The 21,884-nt window shown below is 69.0% G+C and carries 23 protein-coding genes; 14 read left to right on the forward strand and 9 right to left on the reverse strand.

The genetic code is table 11. The features are described 5' to 3' along the window. Positions 1-10: 10 nt before the first annotated feature. A complete protein-coding gene (locus tag WT24_RS09575; protein ID WP_059499623.1) occupies positions 11-1,243 on the reverse strand; it encodes an MFS transporter in 1,233 nt (410 codons plus the stop codon). 101 nt (positions 1,244-1,344) lie between these two features. Here WT24_RS09575 and WT24_RS09580 point away from each other — a divergent pair, with 101 nt between their 5' ends. Further along, complete coding sequence (locus WT24_RS09580) at positions 1,345-2,328, forward strand: LysR family transcriptional regulator (RefSeq protein ID WP_082742142.1); 984 nt, start codon at positions 1,345-1,347, stop codon at positions 2,326-2,328. A 30-nt stretch (positions 2,329-2,358) separates the two neighbouring features. Here WT24_RS09580 and WT24_RS09585 read toward each other — a convergent pair whose 3' ends face one another. Together WT24_RS09585 and WT24_RS09590 are read right to left on the reverse strand one after the other, a co-directional pair. Next, positions 2,359-2,997 (reverse strand): 2-hydroxychromene-2-carboxylate isomerase, encoded by a 639-nt coding sequence (locus WT24_RS09585; RefSeq protein ID WP_060032990.1) that lies wholly within the window; start codon positions 2,995-2,997, stop codon positions 2,359-2,361. 144 nt (positions 2,998-3,141) lie between these two features. Beyond that, positions 3,142-3,960, reverse strand: coding sequence for an IclR family transcriptional regulator (locus tag WT24_RS09590; protein WP_059499461.1), 819 nt, complete (start codon positions 3,958-3,960; stop codon positions 3,142-3,144). A gap of 172 nt (positions 3,961-4,132) precedes the next feature. On the opposite strand from WT24_RS09590, the gene WT24_RS09595 reads away from it, so the two are divergent. The 4 genes from WT24_RS09595 to WT24_RS09610 all read left to right on the forward strand — a co-directional run bounded on the left by WT24_RS09595 (position 4,133) and on the right by WT24_RS09610 (position 8,919). Beyond that, positions 4,133-5,119 (forward strand): hydroxymethylglutaryl-CoA lyase, encoded by a 987-nt coding sequence (locus WT24_RS09595; RefSeq protein ID WP_060032994.1) that lies wholly within the window; start codon positions 4,133-4,135, stop codon positions 5,117-5,119. Then, positions 5,116-6,411 (forward strand): CaiB/BaiF CoA-transferase family protein, encoded by a 1,296-nt coding sequence (locus WT24_RS09600; protein WP_060032996.1) that lies wholly within the window; start codon positions 5,116-5,118, stop codon positions 6,409-6,411. Before WT24_RS09595 ends, WT24_RS09600 begins: the two co-directional genes overlap by 4 nt. Positions 6,412-6,494: 83 nt before the next feature. Beyond that, complete coding sequence (locus tag WT24_RS09605) at positions 6,495-7,802, forward strand: MFS transporter (protein ID WP_060032999.1); 1,308 nt, start codon at positions 6,495-6,497, stop codon at positions 7,800-7,802. Position 7,803: 1 nt separating this feature from the next. Next, positions 7,804-8,919, forward strand: a complete 1,116-nt coding sequence (locus WT24_RS09610; protein ID WP_060033002.1) for an amidohydrolase — start codon at positions 7,804-7,806, stop codon at positions 8,917-8,919. Between the two features lie 15 nt (positions 8,920-8,934). Here WT24_RS09610 and WT24_RS09615 read toward each other — a convergent pair whose 3' ends face one another. From WT24_RS09615 to WT24_RS09625, 3 genes are all read right to left on the reverse strand, one after another. Beyond that, a complete protein-coding gene (locus WT24_RS09615) occupies positions 8,935-9,411 on the reverse strand; it encodes an SRPBCC family protein (protein WP_059793031.1) in 477 nt (158 codons plus the stop codon). A gap of 119 nt (positions 9,412-9,530) precedes the next feature. After that, the gene (locus WT24_RS09620; RefSeq protein ID WP_059499455.1) at positions 9,531-10,016 is read right to left on the reverse strand and encodes an SRPBCC family protein; all 486 of its coding nucleotides are present in this window, start codon (positions 10,014-10,016) and stop codon (positions 9,531-9,533) included. Further along, the gene (locus WT24_RS09625) at positions 9,988-10,353 is read right to left on the reverse strand and encodes a helix-turn-helix transcriptional regulator (RefSeq protein WP_060033004.1); all 366 of its coding nucleotides are present in this window, start codon (positions 10,351-10,353) and stop codon (positions 9,988-9,990) included. Before WT24_RS09625 ends, WT24_RS09620 begins: the two co-directional genes overlap by 29 nt. 204 nt (positions 10,354-10,557) lie before the next feature. Between WT24_RS09625 and WT24_RS09630 the strand changes: the two genes are divergently transcribed. After that, a complete protein-coding gene (locus WT24_RS09630; RefSeq protein WP_060033006.1) occupies positions 10,558-11,088 on the forward strand; it encodes a GNAT family N-acetyltransferase in 531 nt (176 codons plus the stop codon). 25 nt (positions 11,089-11,113) lie between these two features. Further along, positions 11,114-11,692 carry a hypothetical protein gene (locus tag WT24_RS09635; RefSeq protein WP_060033009.1) on the forward strand — a complete coding sequence of 193 codons (579 nt, stop codon included), beginning with the start codon at positions 11,114-11,116 and terminating at the stop codon, positions 11,690-11,692. 39 nt (positions 11,693-11,731) lie between these two features. Here WT24_RS09635 and WT24_RS09640 read toward each other — a convergent pair whose 3' ends face one another. Then, complete coding sequence (locus WT24_RS09640) at positions 11,732-12,316, reverse strand: TetR/AcrR family transcriptional regulator (protein ID WP_060033012.1); 585 nt, start codon at positions 12,314-12,316, stop codon at positions 11,732-11,734. Between the two features lie 345 nt (positions 12,317-12,661). Here WT24_RS09640 and WT24_RS09645 point away from each other — a divergent pair, with 345 nt between their 5' ends. Continuing rightward, positions 12,662-13,366 (forward strand): SDR family oxidoreductase, encoded by a 705-nt coding sequence (locus WT24_RS09645; RefSeq protein ID WP_059793033.1) that lies wholly within the window; start codon positions 12,662-12,664, stop codon positions 13,364-13,366. Positions 13,367-13,415: 49 nt separating this feature from the next. Here WT24_RS09645 and fabV read toward each other — a convergent pair whose 3' ends face one another. Then, a complete protein-coding gene (gene fabV, locus WT24_RS09650) occupies positions 13,416-14,618 on the reverse strand; it encodes an enoyl-ACP reductase FabV (protein WP_060033015.1) in 1,203 nt (400 codons plus the stop codon). 163 nt (positions 14,619-14,781) lie between these two features. Between fabV and WT24_RS09655 the strand changes: the two genes are divergently transcribed. From WT24_RS09655 to WT24_RS09680, 6 genes are all read left to right on the forward strand, one after another. Continuing rightward, positions 14,782-15,315: a GbsR/MarR family transcriptional regulator gene (locus tag WT24_RS09655; RefSeq protein ID WP_050012168.1), complete on the forward strand. Its 534-nt coding sequence runs from the start codon at positions 14,782-14,784 to the stop codon at positions 15,313-15,315. 88 nt (positions 15,316-15,403) lie between these two features. Further along, positions 15,404-16,723, forward strand: a complete 1,320-nt coding sequence (locus WT24_RS09660; protein ID WP_060033240.1) for an SDR family oxidoreductase — start codon at positions 15,404-15,406, stop codon at positions 16,721-16,723. Beyond that, entirely contained in the window at positions 16,720-17,190 is a 471-nt protein-coding gene (locus WT24_RS09665) for a DUF2269 domain-containing protein (RefSeq protein ID WP_060033017.1), read from the forward strand. Before WT24_RS09660 ends, WT24_RS09665 begins: the two co-directional genes overlap by 4 nt. Before the next feature lie 94 nt (positions 17,191-17,284). Further along, positions 17,285-18,154, forward strand: coding sequence for a thiol-disulfide oxidoreductase DCC family protein (locus tag WT24_RS09670; protein WP_060033020.1), 870 nt, complete (start codon positions 17,285-17,287; stop codon positions 18,152-18,154). Beyond that, complete coding sequence (locus tag WT24_RS09675; protein WP_060033024.1) at positions 18,151-19,650, forward strand: TIGR01777 family oxidoreductase; 1,500 nt, start codon at positions 18,151-18,153, stop codon at positions 19,648-19,650. The genes WT24_RS09670 and WT24_RS09675 overlap by 4 nt, the downstream gene beginning before the upstream one ends. 72 nt (positions 19,651-19,722) lie before the next feature. After that, entirely contained in the window at positions 19,723-20,346 is a 624-nt protein-coding gene (locus tag WT24_RS09680; RefSeq protein WP_060033026.1) for a glutathione S-transferase family protein, read from the forward strand. Between the two features lie 75 nt (positions 20,347-20,421). Here the strand turns inward: WT24_RS09680 and WT24_RS09685 are convergent, their stop codons facing one another. Further along, entirely contained in the window at positions 20,422-21,843 is a 1,422-nt protein-coding gene (locus WT24_RS09685; RefSeq protein WP_060033029.1) for a serine hydrolase, read from the reverse strand. Positions 21,844-21,884 lie beyond the last annotated feature (41 nt).

The raw sequence follows: 21,884 nt of genomic DNA on the forward strand, positions 1-21,884 counted from the left end.
GATGCCGATTTCAGTTGCGCCACACCCGCACGGCGAGCGCGGCCAGCGACGTCGCGACGGCCAGCGCGGTCACCGCGTTCCAGCCCAGTTGCGCGAGCAACGAACTGCCGATCGCGGCGCCGGCTGCCATCCCGATGAACATGCCGACGAACAGCACCGCGTTGAGGCGGCTGCGCGATGCGGGATCGATCCGGTAGACGATCGCCTGGTGCGCGATCAGCGTGGCCTGCACGCCGAGATCGAAGCCGATCGTCGCGAGCGCGAGCAGGACGAGCTGCGCATGCGGCGACATCAGCGGCGCCGCGGCCATCGACGCGAACGACACCGTCGCGATGCCGATACCGATCCGCGTGACACGCTCGGGGCCGTGGTGGTCGGCGAGGCGTCCGGCGATCGGGGCGGCCAGCGCGCCCGCGGCGCCCGCGAGGCCGAAGGCGCCGGCGGCCGCGCTGCCGAGGTGGAACGGCGCGCCGTGCAGCATCACCGCGAGCGTCGACCAGAACGCGCTGAAACCGACGGCCAGCAGCCCCTGCGCGAGGGCGGCGCGGCGCAGTGCCGAATGGTCGCGCCACAGCGCGCCGAGCGAGCCGATCAGCGCACGATACGGCAGCCGCGTGGTCGGCGCGAAGCGCGGCAACCCGCGTGCGGCCACGGCGCCGATCGCGGCGACGCTGACGGCCGCGAGCGCGAACATCGCGCGCCAGCCGGCCGTCTCGGCGACGAATCCGGCCACGACGCGCGACAGCAGGATGCCGAGCAGCAGCCCCGTCATCACCGTGCCGACGATGCGGCCGCGATGCGCGTCGTGTGCGAGCGTCGCGGCGGCCGGCACGACGTCCTGCGCCATCGTCGCGGCGAGGCCGATCGCGAAGCTCGCCGCGAGCAGCAGCCCGAGCGACGGCGCGACGGCGGCCAGCAGCAGCGCGACGACCAGCGCGGCGGCCTTGGTCACGATCACGCGGCGCCGGTCGAAGCGGTCGCCGAGCGGCGCGAGCAGCAGGATGCCGAGCGCATAGCCGAGCTGCGTGAGCGTCGGCACGAAGCCGATTGCTCGCGCCGAGGCGCCGAGATCGGGCGCGAGCGCGCCGAGCATCGGCTGCGCGTAGTAGAGCGGGGCGACGCCAAGGCCGGCGGCCGCCGCGAGCAGCAGCACGAGCCGGCGATCGGGCATCGAATGGGCGGCCGGATGGGCCGGGGCATGCGCCACGCGGGGCGTGGTGTCGAGACGGGTCGGGGTGGACATCGCGTACATCCTCGGTTGAAGAATGGGATGGACGCGAGTGTGGCGGTACGCGGCCGGCGACGGTAGTGCCGGCTGGCGCAGATTTGTTATACGCTACACGCATGACCGAAAAATCCTCTCCCTCTCCCGCTGCTGGCGGGTCTCGGCGCATTCAGACGGTGCCGGTGGATGGCGCCGGCTATCGTTTCGAGCTGATGGAAACCTTCGTGCGCATAGTCGAGGCCGGCAGCCTGTCGGCCGCCGCCGTACAACTGCATACGACGCAGCCGACCGTCAGCCGGCGGTTGCAGGCGCTGGAAAATTCGCTCGGCATGCGGCTGCTGCAACGCACGACCCATACGATGCGGCTGACCGTCGACGGCGAGCGTTGCTTCAAGCGGGCGAAGGAGCTGCTGGCGAGCTGGGCGGCGTTCGAGGCCGATTTGCGCGGCGCGCAGGAGGAGCCGGACGGGCTGCTGCGCGTCGCGGTGCCGCACGCGTTCGGGCAGCAGCGTTTCGTCGCGCCGCTCGCGCAGTTCCTGCGCGACTATCCGCGCGTGTCGGTCGAGTGGCTGCTGCAGGACGAGGTGCGCGATTTCGTCGGCAGCGGCATCGATTGCGCGATCCAGGTCGGCGAGCCGACCGATCCGGGCGTGGTCGCGATCCGGCTGACGAAGGTGCCGCGCTTCGTGGTCGCCGCGCCATCCATACTGAACGGTGCCGACGTGCCGGCCGATCCGGATGCGCTCGCCGCGCTGCCGTGGCTTGCGTTGCGCACGTACTACCGTACCGAGCTCGTGCTCACGCATGCAGCGACCGGCGACACGCGGCGCATCGCGATCCGCCCGCGCATCACGACCGCGAACCTGTATGCGCTGCGCAGCGCGGCGCTGCTGGGCGTCGGCGCATGCGTCGGATCGTCATGGATGCTGGCCGACGATCTCGCGCGCGGCGATCTCGTGCACCTCGCGCCCGAATGGCAGGCCGCGCCGCTGCCCGTCTACCTGACTTATCCGCATGCACAGTTCTATCCGTCGCGGCTCGTGCGGTTCGCCGCGATGATGCGCGAGGCCGTGCCGGCGCTCGTCGAAGGGCGCGACGGCTGAAGCGGGCGGCACCCGGGGGGCGGCTCGCGGTCAGCCGCGCCGGATCCCTTCGGGCAGCGCGCTGATGCGGCGGACTTCGGGCGAGTCGAGCCACGCGCGCGACGTCGCGCAGTCGACGAACATGTCGGTCGCGTCCTCGCCCCAGAACAGGTCGCCGTCGAGTGCGAAGGTCGGCACGCCGAACACGCCGTCGGCGATCGCGCGATCCGTGTTCGCGCGCAACGCGTCCTTGACCGGCTGGGCCTCGACGGCCGTCACGCCTTCCGGAAAGCCGACGGCTTCGCACAGTGCGGCGAAGCCTGCCGGCGTCGAGACGTCCTGGCCGTCGCGCCAGATATGCCGGAAGATGCGCCGGATCGCGTCCGGCGAATTGCCCATCGCGATCGCGAGGCGCAGCGGCCTGATCGGATTGAACGGGTGCGCGGGCGGCATCCGGAACGCAATGCCGAGCTTGTCCGCGCGATATTGCGCATGCCGATAGGTGAACACACGCTTGGCCGCGATCTCCGCCGGCGCTTTCTGGCCCCAGTGCGCGAGCAGCGCGCCGAGCACGATCGGTCGCGGCTCGAACACGGCGGCGGGCGGCAACCGGTCGAACCGTTCCTGTTGCAGATAGGCGAACGGCGAAACGAAATCGAAATACCAGGTGGCGGTGCGCGCGGCGTTCATCGCGGTGTCTCCTCGTGCGGGTCCGGTTGACGGTTGCACGCGCGGTGCGTTGCCTGCGAACGGCGCGCTGCGTGCATCGGCGGCCAGTGTCGCATGCGGCTGCCTTTCGCGCTGCCGTGTCGCGTGCCGGATGCAACCGGTTCCCTACGACCGGGCGACGTCGTCCGCCGACGATGCGAGCCGCGCGAGACTGTCGCGCACGGCGGGCGCGTCGTAGCGCGCGCCCGCGCCGCCGAGTGCGACGGTCGCCTTCTGCGCGAGCGGCAGCAGCATCGCGAGCGCCGCCGTCATCGCCGGCGCGGCGGCGAGCCGCGATTTCGGGCCCGATACCGTCAGCGCGCCGACGCATTCGCCGGCCGCGCCGAACACGGGCACGGACGCCGAGGCCGTCTCCGGGTCGCGCTCGCCGTACGACGCGGCCCACAGCTGTTCGCGCACGTCGTTCCAGCGGGCGTCCTGCGTGTCGGTGAAAGCCAGCAGCACCTTCCCCGATGCGCCTTGGCCGACCGGAAACTCCTCGCCGACGCGAATCGATACGCGCACCGCCCGCGCGGGCTCGACGCGATAGAGCACGGAGCGCACGTCGCCCTGGCGCACATAGAACGATGCCGTTTCCCCGAGTTCGCGGCTCAGCGTCTCGAGGAGCGGCTCGACCACCGGGCCGACGCGGAACGAGCGCTGGTACAGCGCCGCAAGTCGCAACGGCTCGTGCCCGATCGCGTACTGGCCGTCGTCGAGCTTGCGCATGAAACCGCCATGTTCGAGCGCGGCGAGCAGGCGCAGGATCGTGCTCTTGTACAGCCCGGTGCGGCGCGACAGTTCGGCGAGCGACAGCCGGTCGTCGGTCTGGCCGAACGCACGGAGGATCGCGAACGCGCGGTCGAGCACGGCGACGCCGCTGGATGCTTCTTCGGTCGCCGGATCGGATGCGTCGCCGGCCTGATTTGCTGGATTCCTCGGCACTCCCTGGTTCCTTCGGATAACGGTGGGTCGACTATATCGTTCTATCTGACAGAACTCAAGTTCCAGAAAAACGCAATTTCCCGGGTATACCCCGCTTATCGTCCACTCGGCACACGCTTAAAGTTTCGTCAAACAGAACTATGTTCTTTCAGATAGAACGATGAGGTGTCGAATGAAGATTTCCAACAATCCGGCGGTGCTGGTCAGCGAGGTCGGGCCGCGCGACGGGCTGCAGAGCATCAAGACTGTGATGCCGACGGCCGGCAAGCTGCGCTGGATCACCGCGCTGGCCGCGGCCGGCCTGCGCGAGATCGAGGTCGGGTCGTTCGTGCCGGCCAGACTGTTGCCGCAGATGGCCGACGTACGTGAAGTCGTGGCGCACGCGCTCGCGATTCCCGGGCTGCATGTCGCCGCGCTCGCGCCGAACCTGCGCGGTGCCGAGGACGCATTCGGCGCGGGCGTGCATAAGCTGACGCTGCCGGTCTCGGTGACGGAAGCGCATTCGCTGGCGAACATTCGCAGGACGCCCGCGCAGATGATCGACGAGGTGCGCGCGATCGTCGCGCTGCGCGACGCGCGTTTCCCGTCGGTGCAGATCGAGGCGGGCGTGTCGGTTGCGTTCGGTTGCACGATTGCGGGCGCGGTCTCCGACGACGAAACGATCGCGATGGCTGTCGCGATGGCCGAATGCGGTGTCGACGAGATCGGCCTGTCCGATACCAGCGGTTATGCGAATCCCGTACAGGTGCGTCGGCTGTTCACGCGTCTGCGGCGCGAAGTCGGCGACAAGGCCGGCGGCGCGCATTTCCACAACACGCGCGGCCAAGGGCTCGCGAACGTCGTCGCGGCGCTCGATGCGGGCGTGACGACGATCGACGCCAGCCAGGGTGGCCTGGGCGGCTGCCCGTATGCGCCGGGCGCGACCGGCAACATCGTCACCGAGGATCTCGTGTTCCTGCTCGAAGCGATGGGATACGACACGGGTGTCGACGTCGACGCGCTGCTCGCCGCGCGCGCGATCCTGCATGCGGCGCTGCCGTCCGACGCGCTGTACGGCCACGTGCCCGACGCAGGGTTGCCGAAGGGCTTTCGCTATGCGGACGGCCGCGCGCCATCGGCCGTGCAACCGGAAGGTTGCGTGGCGGGAGTCGCACGATGAACGATCGGCAATCGGCTTCCACGCTGCCGTATGCGGGCGTGCGCGTGATCGAGATGACGCACATGGTGATGGGCCCGACGTGCGGGATGCTGCTCGCGGATCTCGGCGCGGAAGTGATCAAGATCGAGCCGATCGCGGGCGACGGCACGCGGGCGCTGCGGGGTTCCGGCGCGGGCTTCTTCGGGATGTTCAACCGCAACAAGAAGAGTGTCGCGGTCGACGTGAAGGATCCGCGCGGGCTGGAGATCGTGCTGCGGCTCGTCGCGACGGCGGACGTCTTCAGCGAGAACTTCAAGAGCGGCACGATGGACCGGCTCGGTCTCGGCTACCCGGCGCTGGAGTCGCTGAATCCGCGCCTCGTGTACGTATCGCACAAGGGTTTCCTGCCGGGGCCGTACGAGCATCGCACCGCGCTCGACGAGGTCGTGCAGATGATGGGCGGCCTGGCCTACATGACGGGCCCGGAAGGGCGACCGCTGCGCGCGGGCGCGAGCGTGAACGACATCATGGGCGGCATGTTCGGCGCGATCGGTGCGATGGCCGCGCTCGCGCAGCGCGAGCGCACCGGCCGCGGCCAGCAGGTGCAGAGTTCGCTGTTCGAGAACAACGTGTTCCTCGTCGCGCAGCACATGATGCAGTTCGCGGTGACCGGGCAGGCCGCGTCGCCGATGCCGAGCCGGATTTCCGCGTGGGCCGTCTACGACGTGTTCTCCGTCAAGGACGACGAACAGATTTTCCTCGCGGTCGTGTCGGACACGCAGTGGGCGCTGTTCTGCGATGCGTTCGGCCTGGCCGCGCTGAAGGACGATCCGCGCCTCGCGACCAACAACCTGCGCGTGCAGGCGCGCGACTGGCTGCTGCCCGAGCTGCGTTCGCGGCTTGCGCCGTACTCGGCCGCGGAGATCGGCGCGATCTTCGAATCGACCGGCCTGCCGTATGCGCCGATCACGAAGCCGCAGGATCTGTTCGACGATCCGCATCTGCTCGCCACGGGCGGCCTCGAAGCCGTGACGCTGCCGGCCGATGCGAGCAGCGCCGGGCGGCCGGTCGACACGCGCACCGCGCTGCTGCCGCTGACGCTCGCGGGCGAGCGCCTGCGGCTGCGCTCGGCGCCGCCCGCGCTCGGCCAGGACACGTGCGCGCTGCTCGGCGAACTCGGCTACACGCCGGACGATGCGCGTGCGCTGATCGATGCCGGCGTCGTAGCGGGGCCGTACGGCGCGGACGCTGCCGCGCACGGCGACGACGGGCCGGGCGGCGCGCCTTCGGCGAACGAAATGGCGAGCGCGTAGCGCGGCCGCGATTCATCGAACGAACAAAGGCGTCCCGGCCGCGCGTCGCGCGGGGGAGGATCGCCGCATCCACGGAGACAACCATGACATCCGCTTCCCCGGCGCTGGCCGCCGATCGCGAGACCGACGCGTCGATCGAGCAACGGGCCGTGCGCAAGGCCGCGTGGCGTTTCATCCCGCTGCTCGCGCTCGCGTATTTCTTCAACTATCTGGACCGCACGAGCGTCGGATTCGCGGCGCTCACGATGAACCGCGATCTCGCGCTGACCGCAACGCAGTTCGGCTGGGGCGCGGGGATCATGTTTGCCGGCTACTGCGTGTTCGAAGTGCCGAGCAATCTCGCGCTGTACCGCTTCGGTGCGCGCCGCTGGCTTGCCCGCATCATGATCACGTGGGGGTTGATGGCGGCCGCGACCGCGCTCGCGACGGGACCGACGAGTTTCTACGCGATCCGGCTGCTGCTCGGCATCGGCGAAGCCGGATTCTTTCCCGGCGTGATCTTCTTCCTCGCCGTGTGGTTTCCGGCGAGCTACCGCACGCGCGTGCTGGCGTGGTTCACCGTGTCGACGCCGCTGTCGTCGCTGATCGGCGGCCCGCTGTCGACGTGGCTGCTGCAGCTCGACGGCACGCTCGGGCTCGCCGGCTGGAAGTGGATGTTCATCGTCGAAGGGCTGCCTGCGTGTGCGCTCGGTTTCCTCGTGCTGAAGCTGCTGTCCGATTCGCCGGCGAATGCCGCGTGGCTGTCGGACGACGAGCGTGCCGCGCTGCAGCGTGCGTTCGAGCGCGACGGCGCGGCGGCCGGCCGCAAGAAGCGCTTCGGCGTCGCGTTGCGCGACGTGCGCGTGTACGTGCTCGCGCTGATTTCGTTCGGCTTCACGATGGGCTCGTACGGGATCGGCATCTGGTTGCCGCAAATGCTGAAGGCGCACGGGATGTCGACGATGCAGACCGGCTGGCTGTCCGCGGTGCCTTACTTTTTCGCAACGGTCGCGCTGCTGGGATGGGCGAAACGGGTGGACCGTCGCGGCCGCCCGATCGCGAACCTGGCGATCGGCTTGTGCATCGGCGCGGTGGCGCTCGGCGTGTCGACGCATTTCGTGACCCTCGGGCCGGCGCTCGTCGGCATCACGCTCGCGCTGATCGGCACGATTGCCGGCCGCACGATCTTCTACACGCTGCCGTCGCACTTCCTGTCCGGCCAGGCCGCGGCCGGCGGGCTGGCGTTGATCAATTCGATCGGCGCGCTCGGCGGCTTCGCGGGCCCCTATCTCGTCGGCTACCTGAAGGACAGCTTCGGCACTTTCACGGCCGGGATGCTCGGCCTCGCGATCGTCCTGGCGATCACGACACTGCTCACGCTGTCGCTGTACGCGTTCGAGCGGAGCGAATGACATGACCTTTTCGATCAAACGGCGCCGGTTGATCGGTGCGACCGCCGCATCGCTCGCGCTGCCCGCGTTCGCCGACACGCCGGCCCACGATGGAGCTCCCCGCATGACGCAAAGCAACTACCTCGCGGTCCGTCCCGACTGGCTCGCGTCGGCGCTCGAACCGGCGCTCGAGCCCGACCTGCCGATCGTCGACGCGCATCATCACTTCTACGAACGGCCGGGCTGGATCTACATGCTCGACGACTATCTGCAGGATGCACGCTCGGGCCACAACATCCAGGCGTCCGTCTACATGCAGGCGCAGACGCGCTATCGCGATTCAGGCCCGGCGGAACTGAAGCCGGTGGGCGAGACGGCCTATGTCGCCGGCGTGACCGAGCCGCTGCAGCACGGCCCCGTGGCCGTCGCGAAAGGCATCGTCGGCCATGCGGATCTACGGCTCGGCGCGCGTGTGCGCGACGTGCTGGAAGCGCATGTCGAAGCCGGGCGCGGGCGGTTTCGCGGCATTCGGCACCTGACGACGTGGGATGCCGATCCGACGCTCGCCAATCCGCTGTCGGCGGTGCCGCGCGGGCTGCTGTCCGATTCCGCGTACCGGGCCGGCGTCGCGCAACTTGCGCCGCTCGGGCTGTCGTACGACGCGTGGCTGTTCTTTCCGCAGTTGCCCGAATTGTTCGACCTCGCGAAAGCGAACCCCGACACGCGGATCGTCGTCAACCACTGCGGTGGCGTCGTGCGGATTGCCAGCTATGCGGACAAGCGGGCGGAGGTGTTCGCGCGCTGGTCGGCGTCGATGCGCACGCTCGCGCAATTGCCGAACGTGTACGTGAAGGTCGGCGGCCTCGGGATGCGCATCAACGGGTTCGATTTCGAGAAAGGCGAGAAGCCGCCGTCGTCTGCGCAGCTCGCCGACGCGTGGAAGCCGTGGATGATGACCTGCATCGACGCATTCGGCCCTGGCCGCTGCATGTTCGAAAGCAATTTCCCGGTCGACAAGGGTTCGTATGCGTTCGTGAACGGCTGGAACGCGTTCAAGCGACTGACCGCGCAGGCCGGCGCGGACGAGCGCGACGCGCTGTTCCGCGGCACGGCTACGCGGGTGTACCGGCTCGGCTGATGCGCTTGCGCGGCGTCATCCGGTTTCCACCAGCGCCGCGAGCCGCGCCAGCGCCATTTGCCAGCCGGTCTCGTTGTCGGCGGCCGGCACGCCGGGCGGGACGCCGTCATGGACGGCGTCCACGCGCGTGCCGCCCGCTTCGTCGGACAGCGTGATCGTGATCGTCATCGCGCCGCGCAGCATCGGGTCGTCGGTTTCGAATACATCGATCTCGACGATCTGCTGGTCGGGCACGAGCGTGACGAAGCGGCCGTGATAGGTGTCGGTGCGCGCGGCGGTCTTGCCGGTGCCGGCCGACGGCGTGTCGTAGCTCAGCGACACGCGCAGCGCGCCGCCTTCGCGCGCATCGTAAGCATGCACGCGGCAGGTCATGCCGTCGGGCACCTTCCACTGTTCGACCGCGTGCGGGTCGAGCAGCGCGCGATAGACGCGCCCGCGCGGGGCGTTCAGGTGTCGGCTGACCCGGGTCGAATGCGTGTGCGTATGCAACATGTCGCCTCCCGCCAAGCGCGCGCGACAGTGCACGCCGGCGCCCGGCGTGTCGTCGTGCTTCCTTCAGGAATCCTAGGCGCGGGCGCGGCGGCATGCAATGACCACGCGCGAAGCCGCGTTCAGCGCAAGGTGGCGGCGAAGGCGTCGAGCTGCGTGATGCAGGTGTTCCAGCCCTCGAAAAAACCGAGCGCTTCGTGGCGCTCGCGCGTCGCGGCGTCGGGATGCATCACGCGCGCCTCGTAGCGGCTGCCCGCGTCGTCGTCGGCCATCGTGACGATCGCCGTGAAGCCCAGCCACGGCGCCTGCGGCCGCCAGCCGCCCGCGAGCATCGACGTGAACGCGATGCGCGATTCCGGCACGATTTCGAGGAAGCAGCCGGGGTTGTCGCTCGTGCCGCCGTCGGGGCCGCGCATGAACGTATGGAAAGCGCCGCCCGGCCGCAGGTCGAACGCGCGTACCTCGGTGGTCCACGGCTTCGGGCACCACCATTCCTTCAGCAGTTCGGGGTCGGTCCATGCGCGCCACAGCGCGTGGCGCGGCGCGCGCAACGTACGCGTGATGACGAGATCGTTGGCTTCAGCGGGTTCGACGTGGCTTGCTGACATCTTGCTCCTCCTGGTGACGGCGTTCGACGAATTCGACGAGACGATCGGATCGCGCTTCCCACTGCGCGCGCTGTGCGGCGAGCCATGCCTCGGCCTCGGTCAGCCGGCTGCCCACCAGCGCGCAGGTGCGCGAGCGGCCGGTTTTCCGGGTTGCCACGAGGCCGCTGCGCTCGAGCACGGCGACATGCTTCATGAACGACGGCAGCGCCATGTCGAACGGCGCGGCCAGCGCGGAGACGGTCCGCTCGCCCTGGCCGAGCGCGCTGACGATCGCGCAGCGCGTCGGATCGGCGAGGGCATGGAACACGTCGCTGATGCCGGGTTTAAGGTTATCCATTTGGCTAAGTGTAGCCGATGTCGAAACCGGTGCAGCGAAAATTTCCATCGCGTACGATGATGGGGCGGTAACACGCGCCGATCGGGCGCCGCGTTACCGGACGCCTGCCGCCGTCGCGCGAGCCTCGATACCCGGCCGGCGTGCGTTCCGATTCCGGCCCATGCCGAACCCGCGCATGCGGCCCATCTGATTACCGGAGAGGGCATGACCGAACCTGTTACCGTCCGCCGCGTCGGCGCGAGCGAAGCGATGGCCTGTGTCGATGCGCTGGCCGACGTGCTGATCGATTGCGTCGAAGGCGGCGCATCCGTCAGTTTCATGCTGCCGATCGAGCGGCCGACCGCCGTCGCATTCTGGACGCGCGTGGCCGAGGGCGTCGCGAACGACGAGCGCATTCTGCTCGTCGCCGAGGATACGTCGGGCCGGATCGTCGGCACCGTGCAGCTCGTGACCGCGCAGCCCGAGAACCAGCCGCATCGCGCGGACGTCGCGAAGATGCTCGTGGCGCGGCACGCGCGCCGGCAGGGCATCGCCGCGCGGCTGATGGAGGCGGCCGACGCGGCCGCGCGCGACGCCGGCAAGACCGTGCTCGTGCTCGACACGGTGACGGGCGGCGACGCCGAGCGGCTGTACGAGCGGGCCGGCTGGCAACGCGTGGGCGTCGTGCCGAACTACGCGCTGATGCCCGACGGCGCACTCTGCGCGGCGACGTATTTCCACAAGCAGCTCGCGTGATGGCATCCGTCAAACCGACGCCTCGATGAAACGCACCCATATCGCTTTCGTTCTCGCGGGCCTGCTCGTCACGCTGCCGATTGCCGCGTATGCGCTCGTCAAGCCGCTGCGCGTCGTCGCGCCCGCGCTGGTTCCCGGCGTGTCGTGCCCGAGCGCCGACATCTGCACGGACGATGCCGCGGCGCTCGGCGCTGCGCAGCAGCTCTATCGCGACGGCGCCGCGCGCGCGGCGGCGGCCGTCGGCGCGTTCCGCGCCGCACCGCGCATCGTGTTCTGCGCGACGCGCACGTGCGCCGATGCATTCGGCCTCGGCACGCGCGCGGCGCTGACGCTCGGCGATTTCGGCATCGTGATCGCGCCGCGCGGCTGGCAGACCTACTTTCTCGCGCACGAGTTGATCCATCATCGCCAGGCCGAAGCGCTCGGCAACCTGGCCGTCTTGACCAAGCCGCGCTGGCTGATCGAAGGGATGGCGTATTCGCTCAGCGACGATCCGCGCCATCCGCTCGCGCAACCGTTCGAATCGTGGCGCACGCAGTTCGCCGCGTGGAATGCGGCGCGCGGCACGCAGCCGCTGTGGGATGCCGCGCGGGCAATCGAATAGCGCGACCAGGACGGCGGCGCCGCGCCGAAACGCGCGCCGTTACGCCGACGCGACTGGATCGCCGTGTCGGCCGGTCAGCGCGCCCCGCCCTGCGTCGAGAATCTCGTCGGCCAGCGCGGGATCGCTGCCGGCGATCGCGCGGGACAGCACGAGCGCACCGACCATCTGGCTGAAAACGGCAAGCGCGTCGCGACGCGTCTGCTCCGGCGTGGCGCCGTCGGTCGCCACCATCCGTTCCAGTCGATCGAGATACGCGGCGAGTCCGTGCGCGTAGCATCCGCGCGCCGTATCGGTCAGCCGCGGCGCATCGCCCGCGAAGCCGGACAGCGGACACCCGGCCTCGACGTTGTCGCGATGCGCGGGCGACAGATACGCCGCCACCTGCGCGTCGAGGCTGCCGGCGTTCGGCGAATCCGCGCGGTCGCGCATCGCCTTTTCCATGACTTCGGCGACCAGCGCGTCTTTCGACTTGAAGTGGTTGTAGAAGCCGCCCTGCGTGAAGCCGGCCTCCTTCATCAGCTCCGTCAATCCCACCGCATCGACGCCGCGCACGCGGAACAGCCGCTCGGCGGCCGCGACGATCGCGCTTCGGTTCTCGGCCGCCTGCTGTCTGGATACGCCCATCGATCTCTCCCTGATTGTTGCCGATCGCCTCGATTGAAAAACACAATGGTGATCGACATTGACACACTCACCTGGCGCGAACACAATGCATCGTAAAGACGATGGTGAGCGCCATTGACATCGAGTGTAGCCGACTTGGCAGGCAACGCAAAGCCAGGGCGGGGCAGGAATGGCAATCGGTCGACGTTTGCGACGTCGCGGGCCATGCCGGCAGCGGATGGACGGCTCGTCGTTCGCCACCGGCGGCGCAACGGCTCGGCTCGCGACGGCAGCCTCGTTTTTCTCCGGATCTCATGCGCGTGGCGAGCCGGCGCGCAGGCGATTCATCACGCGAAAGGAAAGATCATGAAGATCGAAGGTGCAGTCGTTTTCGTCACGGGCGCGAACCGCGGGCTGGGGCTCGAGTTTGCGAAGCAGGCGCTCGCCCGAGGGGCGCGCAAGGTCTATGCAGCGGCGCGTGATCCGGCCAGCGTGACGCTGCCGGGCGTCGTGCCCGTGAAGCTCGACGTGACGGATCCGGCGGCGGTCGCGGCGGCGGCCGATGCCGCACGCGACGTCACGCTGCTGATCAACAATGCCGGCATCGCGCGGCTCGGTAGCCTGACCGACGACGGTGCGGTCGACGCATTGCGCGCTCACCTGGAGACGAACGTGTTCGGGATGCTGGCGATGTCGCGGGCGTTTGCGGGAACCCTCGCGGCTCACGGCGGCGGCGCGATCCTGAACATCCTGTCGGTCGCGAGCTGGGTGAACCGGCCGATCCTGTCGGGCTACGGCGTATCGAAATCGGCCGCATGGGCGCTGACCAACGGGCTGCGCCATTCGCTGCGCGAGCAGCGTACGCAGGTGGTCGGGCTGCATGCCGGCTTCATCGATACCGACCTGACGGCCGGCCTCGACGTGCCGAAGGCCACGCCGGCCGACGTCGTGCGCCAGGCGTACGACGCCATCGAAGCGGGGGCGGAGGAAGTGTCGACCGACGAATTCACGCGGCAGGTGAAGGCCGCGCTGTCGTCGGGCGTCTATCTGGAAGAGCCGGCGCCGCGTTGACGCCGCCGGCAATGCGGGCCCGCCGCACTCGCGGCGGCGGGGCGTGCCGTCAGACCGTCGTGTCGATGATGCCCGGGATCTTCACGTCCGGGTTCACGTCCGCGTCGTAGTCGACACCGGCGATCTCGAAGCCGAACAGGCGCAGGAACTCGGTCTTGTAGCCGGCGAAGTCGGTCATCTCGTACAGGTTCTCGTTCGTCACCTTGTCCCACATCGCGACGACCTTGTTCTGTACTTGCGGATCGAGTTCCTTGTAGTCCGCGCGCAGGCGGCCTTCCTCGTCGACGTGCGGCGTCGCGCCGTACAGGCTGTCCTTCAGGAGCCCGTACACCTGCTCGATGCAGCCTTCGTGCGTACCGGTTTCCTTCATCACCTTGAACAGCAGCGACAGGTACAGCGGCATCATCGGGATTGCCGAGCTGGCCTGCGTGACGACGGCCTTCAGCACCGACACGCGGGCATCGCCGCCGTGCGCGGCCAGCTTGTCGCGGATCGACAGCACCTTCTTGTCGAGATCCTTCTTCGCTTCGCCGATCGAGCCGTTCCAGTAGATGTCGTGCGTGATCTGCTCGCCGAGGTACGTGAACGCGGTGGTCTTCGCGCCGTCGGCCAGCACGCCGGCGTCGGCCAGCGCGTCGATCCACATCTGCCAGTCCTCGCCGCCCATCACCGCGACGGTGCCGTCGATCTCTTCCTGCGTCGCCGGTTCGAGCGACACGTCGCGGATCACTTCCTTGTCGGTGTCGAGGCCGCGGAACGTGACGGCCTTGCCGACCGGCTTGAGCGTCGAGCTGATGGTTTCGCCCGTCTTCGGGTGCGTGCGGCGCGGCGCCGCGAGGCTGTAGACGACCAGGTCGACCTTGCCGAGATCCTGCTTGATGGTGTCGATCGTGACCTGCTTGACCTTGTCGGAGAAGGCGTCGCCGTTGATGCTGCGCGCATACAGCCCCTTTTCCGCGGCGAATTTCTCGAACGCGGCGCTGTTGTACCAGCCTGCCGTGCCCGGCTTCGTTTCGCTGCCGGCGCGCTCGAAGAACACGCCGAGCGTGTCCGCGCCCGAGCCGAATGCGGCCGAGATCCGGGCGGCGAGGCCGTAGCCGGTCGACGCGCCGATCACGAGCACCTTTTTCGGGCCATTGGCGATCGGGCCGTGCGAAGTCACGTAGTCGATCTGTTCCTTGACGTTGGCTTCGCAGCCGACGGGATGAGTCGTCACGCAGATGAAGCCACGCACGCGCGGTTTGATGATCATGGAAACCTCTGTCTATCAGAAAGGCGGGGACGGCCTGAAATCGGAAAAATCCCGCGCATTGTAAAGGAAGCGGCCGATCGCGGGCGGGCGCGGCCCGAAGGCGTCGGATCGCCCGGTTATTTCTCTCTTGACAGAAATAACTGAAATATCTAAATTCCCCACCATGGAACTCACACCGATTGCCGAACGATTCATTCTTCACTGGGGCGAAATGGGCTCGCGGTGGGGCGTCAACCGTACTGTCTCGCAGATTCACGCGCTGCTCTACCTGGCCGGACGGCCGGTTGCGGCCGACGAGATCGCCGAGACGCTCAACGTCGCACGCTCCAACGTCAGCACGAGCCTGAAGGAGCTGCAGGCGTGGCGGCTCGCGAAGGTCGTGCACGTGCTGGGCGATCGCCGCGACCACTTCGAGACGTCGACCGACATCTGGGAGTTGTTCAAGCTGATCGTCGAAGGGCGGCGGCAACGCGAGATCGAGCCGACACTCACGGTGCTGCGCGATTGCCTGACGAATCCGGACATCGCGAACGAGAGCCGCGAGACCGAACAGCGCATTCGCGACACGCTACAGTTCGTCGAGACGCTCACGACCTGGTCCGACGAAATGCTGCGGCTCAAGCCCGATACGCTGATGAAGGCGCTCGGCATCGGCGCGAAGATCAGCCAGACGGTCAGGCGCAAGCCGTCGAAGTAAGCGGTCACGGCAGAGCGGGCACGCAGCCCGCTTTTTTCGGGGTTTTTATTTCTGTCTATACAGAAATAACTGTAAATAGAGGATGAACATGAACGCAGCCTTGCCATCGACCTGTTTGCCCGATCGCACCGGCGCGCGCGGCATGACCGTGCTCGTGTGCGGCGCGAACGGTTTCATCGGGCAGGCGCTGTGCGCGCGGCTCGAAGGCGGCGGGCATCGCGTGCTGCGCGGCGTGCGCCGCGCGGCCGGCCCGCGCGACGTCGCGATCGACTTCGCGCGGGACGTCGATCCTCGAGCGTGGCGCGCGCGGCTGAAGGGCGTCGACGTGGTGATCAACGCGGTCGGCATGCTGGCCGATCGACGCGGCGCGACGCTCGACGCCGTGCATCGCGCCGCGCCGTGCGCGCTCTTTACCGCGTGCTGCCTTGCCGGCGTGGGGCGTGTGATCCAGATCTCGGCGCTCGGGGTCGAGCGCGGCGACACGCGGTACTTCGCGAGCAAGCACGCGGCCGACCGCTTCCTGCAGACGCTGCCGATCGACTTCCGCATCGTGCGCCCCGCGCTCGTCTACGGGGCGGCCGGCGCGTCCGCGCGGTTTTTCCGGATGCTCGCGAGCCTGCCCGTACATGTGCTGCCGGCGGGCGGCCGTCAGCGGCTGCGCCCGGTGCACGTCGACGATCTCGCCGAAGTCGTGGCGCGGCTCGTCGAGCACACGGGCGATTCGCGGGCGGCGGGCAGCCGCGTGATCGACGTGGTCGGCAGCGACGAGGTCGAATACCGCGAGATGCTGGCCGGCTACCGCGCCGCGCTCGGATTTCCGCCGGCGGCCAGCGTGACACTGCCGGGTCCGCTGGTCGGCGCGGCGGCCGCCCTGTTGGGCACGCTGCCGGGGGCGATGCTGACGCGCGATACGTGGACGATGCTGCGCGGCGGCAACACCGGCGATCCGGCGGCCGCCACCGCCGTGCTGGGCCGGCCGCCGCACGGCCTCGGCAGCTTCATCGGCGCGGACGCTGGCGCATTGCGCCGCGACGCGCTCGCGATGTGGCGGCGCCCGTTGCTGTTGGGCGCGCTCGCGATCGTGTGGATCTGGACGGCGATCGCGAGCGCCTTCATCCATCCGCTGCACGCGAGCCTCGCGCTGCTGGCGCCTGCGCACCTGACGGGCCTGCCCGCGCTGATCGCGCTTTACGCGGCCAGCGCGCTGGATTTCGCATTCGGCGTCGCGACCGTCGTCGCGCCGTCGCGGCGCCTGTGGGCCGCGCAAGCGGCGCTGATCGTCGCGTACTCGGCGGTCATCGCGGTCACGATGCCGGCCCTGCTGGCCGAACCGTTCGGCCCCGTGCTCAAGAACGTGCCGATTCTCGCCATCCTGTTGATCCTCTATTCAGAAGAAGAACACGCATGAATACCTATCTCGTCATCAAGGCGCTTCATATCCTGTCTTCGGTGCTGCTGGTCGGTACGGGTTTCGGCACCGCGTTCTATCTGTTCTTCGCGAACCGCACGCGGTCGGTGCCCGCGATCGCGGCCGTATCGCGGCTCGTGGTGCGCGCGGACTGGTGGTTCACGACACCGGCTGTGATTTTCCAGCCGGCGTCCGGGCTGTGGCTCGCGCACACGGCCGGCTGGCCGTGGCATACGCCGTGGCTGCTCGCGTCGATCGTGCTGTATGCGCTCGCCGGCGCGTGCTGGCTGCCGGTCGTGTGGCTGCAGCTCGAACTTGCATCGATGGCGAAGCTCGCGCACGCGAACGGCGACGCCGCGTTGCCCGAGCGCTACTGGCGCTATGCGAAGCGCTGGGAGCTGCTCGGTTATCCGGCGTTCTTCGCGATGCTGACCGTCTATTTCCTGATGGTGGTCAAGCCGATGTAAGCCCGGCGCCGTCGCGCGGGAGCGGCCGCGTGCGCGGAAAAGCAGTCGATCGACCGGTTCGTGATGCCAGCTATAACAAGAAGGAGTGCAAAGCATGGACGCAAGTGAATTGGTTCTCTACTTCGACGGGCGATGTCCGTTATGCGTCGCGGAAGTCCGGCGTCTCGGCGAGCGCGACGCGCGACATCGGCTGGCGTTCGTCGACATCGCCGAGCCGGGTTTCGATCCGGGGTCGCTGGGCGTCGACCTGCCCGCGCTGAATCGCGAGCTGCATGCGCGCCTGCCCGACGGACGCATGCTGACCGGCATCGACGGCATCGCGGTCGCTCATGCGCTGATTGGGCGTCGCTGGTTCGCCTCGCTGCTTCGCGTGCCGGCGATGCGTGCCGTGTTCGCGCCGCTGTATCGCCGCCTGGCCCGCAACCGGTATGCGGTATCGCACTGGCTCGGGTATCGCGCGGAAGCTTGCCGTGAAGGCGGCGCGTGCAGCCTCGGCAGGAACGCCGAAAGCGCGGCAGCGAATCGCCCGCCGCGCGACATCCCGCGCCGCACCGTCGTGCGCTGGATGTACGCAGCCGCGATCGCGCACCTGCTCGTCGGCGCGGCCATTCCGTGGATTGCCGGCGCATCGTGGCTCGACGCGTATCACCGCGGCATCGAGTGGCATTTCCGGTCGACCGCGGCGCCCGACGCCGCGCGCGCCCAGCAGGTCTGGTGGATGTCGCTGCTTGGCGCGACGGTGCAGTGCACCGCGGTCTGGATGCTCGCGCTCGTCCATCTCGGCAACCGGTTGCGGAAGCGGGAAGTGTGGGGCTGGCTGCTGGCCGGCCTGTTGATCTGGGCGCCGCAGGACATGCTGTTGTCGTGGCAGGCGCAGGTGTGGGGGCACGTGGCGATCGACGTGGCCGCACTCGTCGCGATGGTGCCGCCGCTGGTCTGGTTGTGGAGGAGGGATACCGCATGAACACGTTGCCCGCTTTCGACTGGGCGCTCGACCTGCTGATCGTGCAGGGCGCGATGGGCGCATTCGATACGCTTTACCACCATGAACTCACGCAGGACCTGCCGCACAGCCCGCGCGCGCGGCTCGAACTGGCAATTCACGCGGTGCGGTCCGTGCTGTACGGCCTCGTGTTCGCGTCGATCGCGAACGTCGCGTTTCACGGCGCGTGGGTCGCGGCGCTCGCGGCGGTCGTGCTCGTCGAAGTGGTGCTGACGCTGTGGGATTTCGTCGTCGAGGACCAGAGCCGCAAGCTGCCGGCGACCGAGCGCGTGCTGCATACGCTGCTGGCCGTCAACGGCGGCGCGCTGTTCGGCATGATCGCGATGCAGCTCGCCGTGTGGGTGCACGAACCCACCGCGCTGCACGCGATTGACCTCGGCTGGCGCGGCTGGCTGCTCGGCCTGTTCGCCGTCGGCGTGACGGTGTCCGGCGTGCGCGACGGGATCGCCGCGTGCCGTATCGCGCCACGCGCGCCGGCCGCCAACCCGTTCGCGGGGCAGCGGCCGGGCAACGTGCTCGTCACCGGCGGGACCGGCTTCATCGGCGAAACGCTCGTGAACCGGTTGCTCGATGCAGGGCATACGGTCACGTTGCTGGCACGCGATCCGCTGCGCGCGGCTTACCTGTTTCAAGGCCGCGTGCGCAGCGTGACGTCCGTCGACCAGTTGCAGCCGCACGAGCGCTTCGACACGGTCGTCAATCTCGCCGGCGCGCCAGTGCTGGGCGCACGCTGGAGCAAGCGCCGGCAGGCGCTGCTGCTCGCCAGCCGCGTCGGCGTCACGCAGGCACTGATGCGCTGGGTGGAAACCGCAGAGGTCAAGCCGCGTACGTGGATCCAGGCGTCGGCGATCGGCTACTACGGCGTGCGGCCGGGCGACGAACGGCTCGACGAAGGCAGCAGTATCGGCACCGGCTTCATGTCCGAGCTGTGCCGGCAGTGGGAGCAGTCCGTGCAACCGCTCGAGCGCCACGGCGTGCGCGCGGTGGTGCTGCGGCTGGGCATCGTGTTCGGCCCGGGCGGCGCGTTGCGCCCGATGCTGATGCCGCATTACTTCGGGCTGGGCGGCCGATTCGGCGACGGCGCGCAGGTGATGAGCTGGATTCACCGCGACGACGTGTTGCGGATCGTCGCGCGAGCGATGTCCAACGCGGGCATGCGCGGCGTCTACAACGCGGTCGCACCGGCGCCACTGACCCAGCGCGCATTCGTGCAGGTCGTGACGAAGGTACTGCGCCGCCCGGCGTTCCTGCACGTACCGGCCGCGCCGCTGCGCGCCGCGATGGGCGAGATGGCCGAGCTGCTGCTGGACGGGCAGCGCGTGGTGCCGGCACGGCTGCATCAGGACGGATTCATGTTCCGCTTCCCGACGGCCGAGCACGCGCTGCGCGACCTGACGAATCGGCCGCACGCCGATTTCGCGCCCGAGACCTGCCGTTTCCCGCGAGGTCGTGTATAAATTCCGCGTGAACGCGTTCGGAGCCTGCCGTGCGCCCCGAACGCCCCGCACCCGCCCCCACAAGGAGACCGCATGCTGCACATCCTCGGCAAGATTCCGTCCATCAACGTCCGCAAGGTGCTGTGGCTGTGCACCGAACTGAACCTGCCGTTCGAACAGGAAGACTGGGGCGCGGGCTTTCGCACCACCCACGATCCGGCCTATCTCGCGCTGAATCCGAACGCGCTCGTACCCGTCATCAAGGATGACGATTTCGTGCTCTGGGAATCGAACGCGATCATCCGCTACCTCGCGAACCGCTACGGCGGCGATGCGCTGTATCCGGCCGAGCCGCAGGCGCGTGCGCGGGTCGACCAGTGGATCGACTGGCAAGGCTCGGACCTGAACCGCTCGTGGGTCGGCGCATTCCTTGGCCTCGTGCGCAAATCGCCCGACCATCAGGATCCGGACGGCATCGCGCAGTCGATCGCGGGCTGGACGAAGCACATGCAGGTGCTGAATGCGCAGCTCGAAAAGACCGGTGCGTACGTGGCCGGCAACACGTTCACGCTCGCGGACATTCCGATCGGCCTGTCGGTGAACCGCTGGTTCGGCACGCCGTTCGAGCATCCGGACCTGCCGGCGGTGTCGCGCTATATCGAACGTCTCGCGACGCGCGAGGGTTTCAAGCAGTACGCGGGCAGCGCGAATCCGTAATGCAGCGCAGATAGCGCGTGAAGCGGCGGCGTCACTGCCGCCGCCTTGTCGCGTCCGGCGGACCACGGCCCGTCGTCACGCCCCAGACGCCGGCACCGCGTCGAGCACGCGCGCGAGAAACGCCTCGTGATTCCACGCGGCTTCCGGCCGCGACAGCCCGAGCCGCACGACCACCAACTGACGGCTCGGCACGACGCTCACGAACTGGCCTTCGTGGCCGACCGCGTGAAACGCGTCGGCCGGCATCGTCCGCGCATGCGGATCGAGATCGTTGAACGGCTCCGGCACCTTGACCCACAGGTGCGCGCCGAATTCCTGCCGCGACGACTGCGGCGTCGCGCGCGTCAGGTAGCGCATCCAGCCTTCCGGCAGCAGCCGCTGCCCGTTCCACACGCCGTCCTGCAGCAGAAGTTGCCCGAAGCGCGCCCAGTCGCGTGCGCTCGCATACATGTACGACGCGCTGACGAGCGTGCCGGACGCATCGGGCTCGAACACCGCGCTGTGCATCCCGAGCGGCGCGAACAGCGCACGGCGCGGAAACGCGAGGTAGTCGGCGTCGCTGCCGCCCAGCGCTTCGCGCATCACGCGCGCGACGATCGCGCTCGTGCCGCTCGAGTAGGACCATTGCGCGCCGGGCGTCGCGGCAAGCGGCTTCGCCGATGCGAACCGCGCGGTATCGGGCTGCGTGAACAGCATCACCGCGACGTCGGACAGCGGGTCGTCGTAGTCCTCGTTGAACTGCAGGCCGCTCGTCATCCGCAGCAGCTCGTCGAGCGTGATGGCCGCGCGCGGATCGCCGCTGCCGCGCCATTCGGGCAGCAACGCCGACGCGTCCGGCGACAGCTTGTGCCGCGCGACCAGCGTGCCGACCAGCGCGGCCGTGACGGTCTTCGTCATCGACCAGCCGGGCAGCGGCGTGTCGGCCGTGAAGCCGGGCGCATAGCGTTCGGCGATTACCTGGCCGCGCCACATCACGACCACCGCGCGCGTACGCCGCGGTCGAGCCGGATCGGGTTCGTCGAACGCGCGGTCGAGCGCGGTCTGCAGCTTGTGCGCGTCGATGCCGGCGGGCGGCGTGGCCGGTGCGGGCGGTGCGGGTGGCGCGGGCTGCGGATCGGGGAGGGGCGGCAATGCGGCGGGCAAGGTGGCCGCCGCCGCACCGGTCGGAGGCACGAGTGCGAGCGTGCACCCGAGTCCCGGCCGGAAGTCGGCTTCGCGTTCGGCGAAGCCGGCGAAGGTCGCCACCGCGCGATGACGGTCGGGGTCGATCGACGGGCGCACGAGTTTCAGCAACGGATGGACGCCGGCCATGATGTCGACGTCGATCACGGATGCGGCTGGGCGGCCCGACACGAACACGCCGGAGCACAGCGCCTTGGCCGCATAGCCGGTCGCGATCGGCGCAAGCCGGGACAGCATGTAGCCCGTGTAGCCGATCGCGGCAACGAGCGCGAACGCGATACCGCGCAGAATCAGCTTCTTGAGGGGGATCGTCATGCGCGAGCATCCTCGGTGGCGTGCCGGCCGGCAACGATCCG

The organism is Burkholderia sp. MSMB1078WGS (assembly GCF_001528895.1).
GTDB lineage: Bacteria > Pseudomonadota > Gammaproteobacteria > Burkholderiales > Burkholderiaceae > Burkholderia.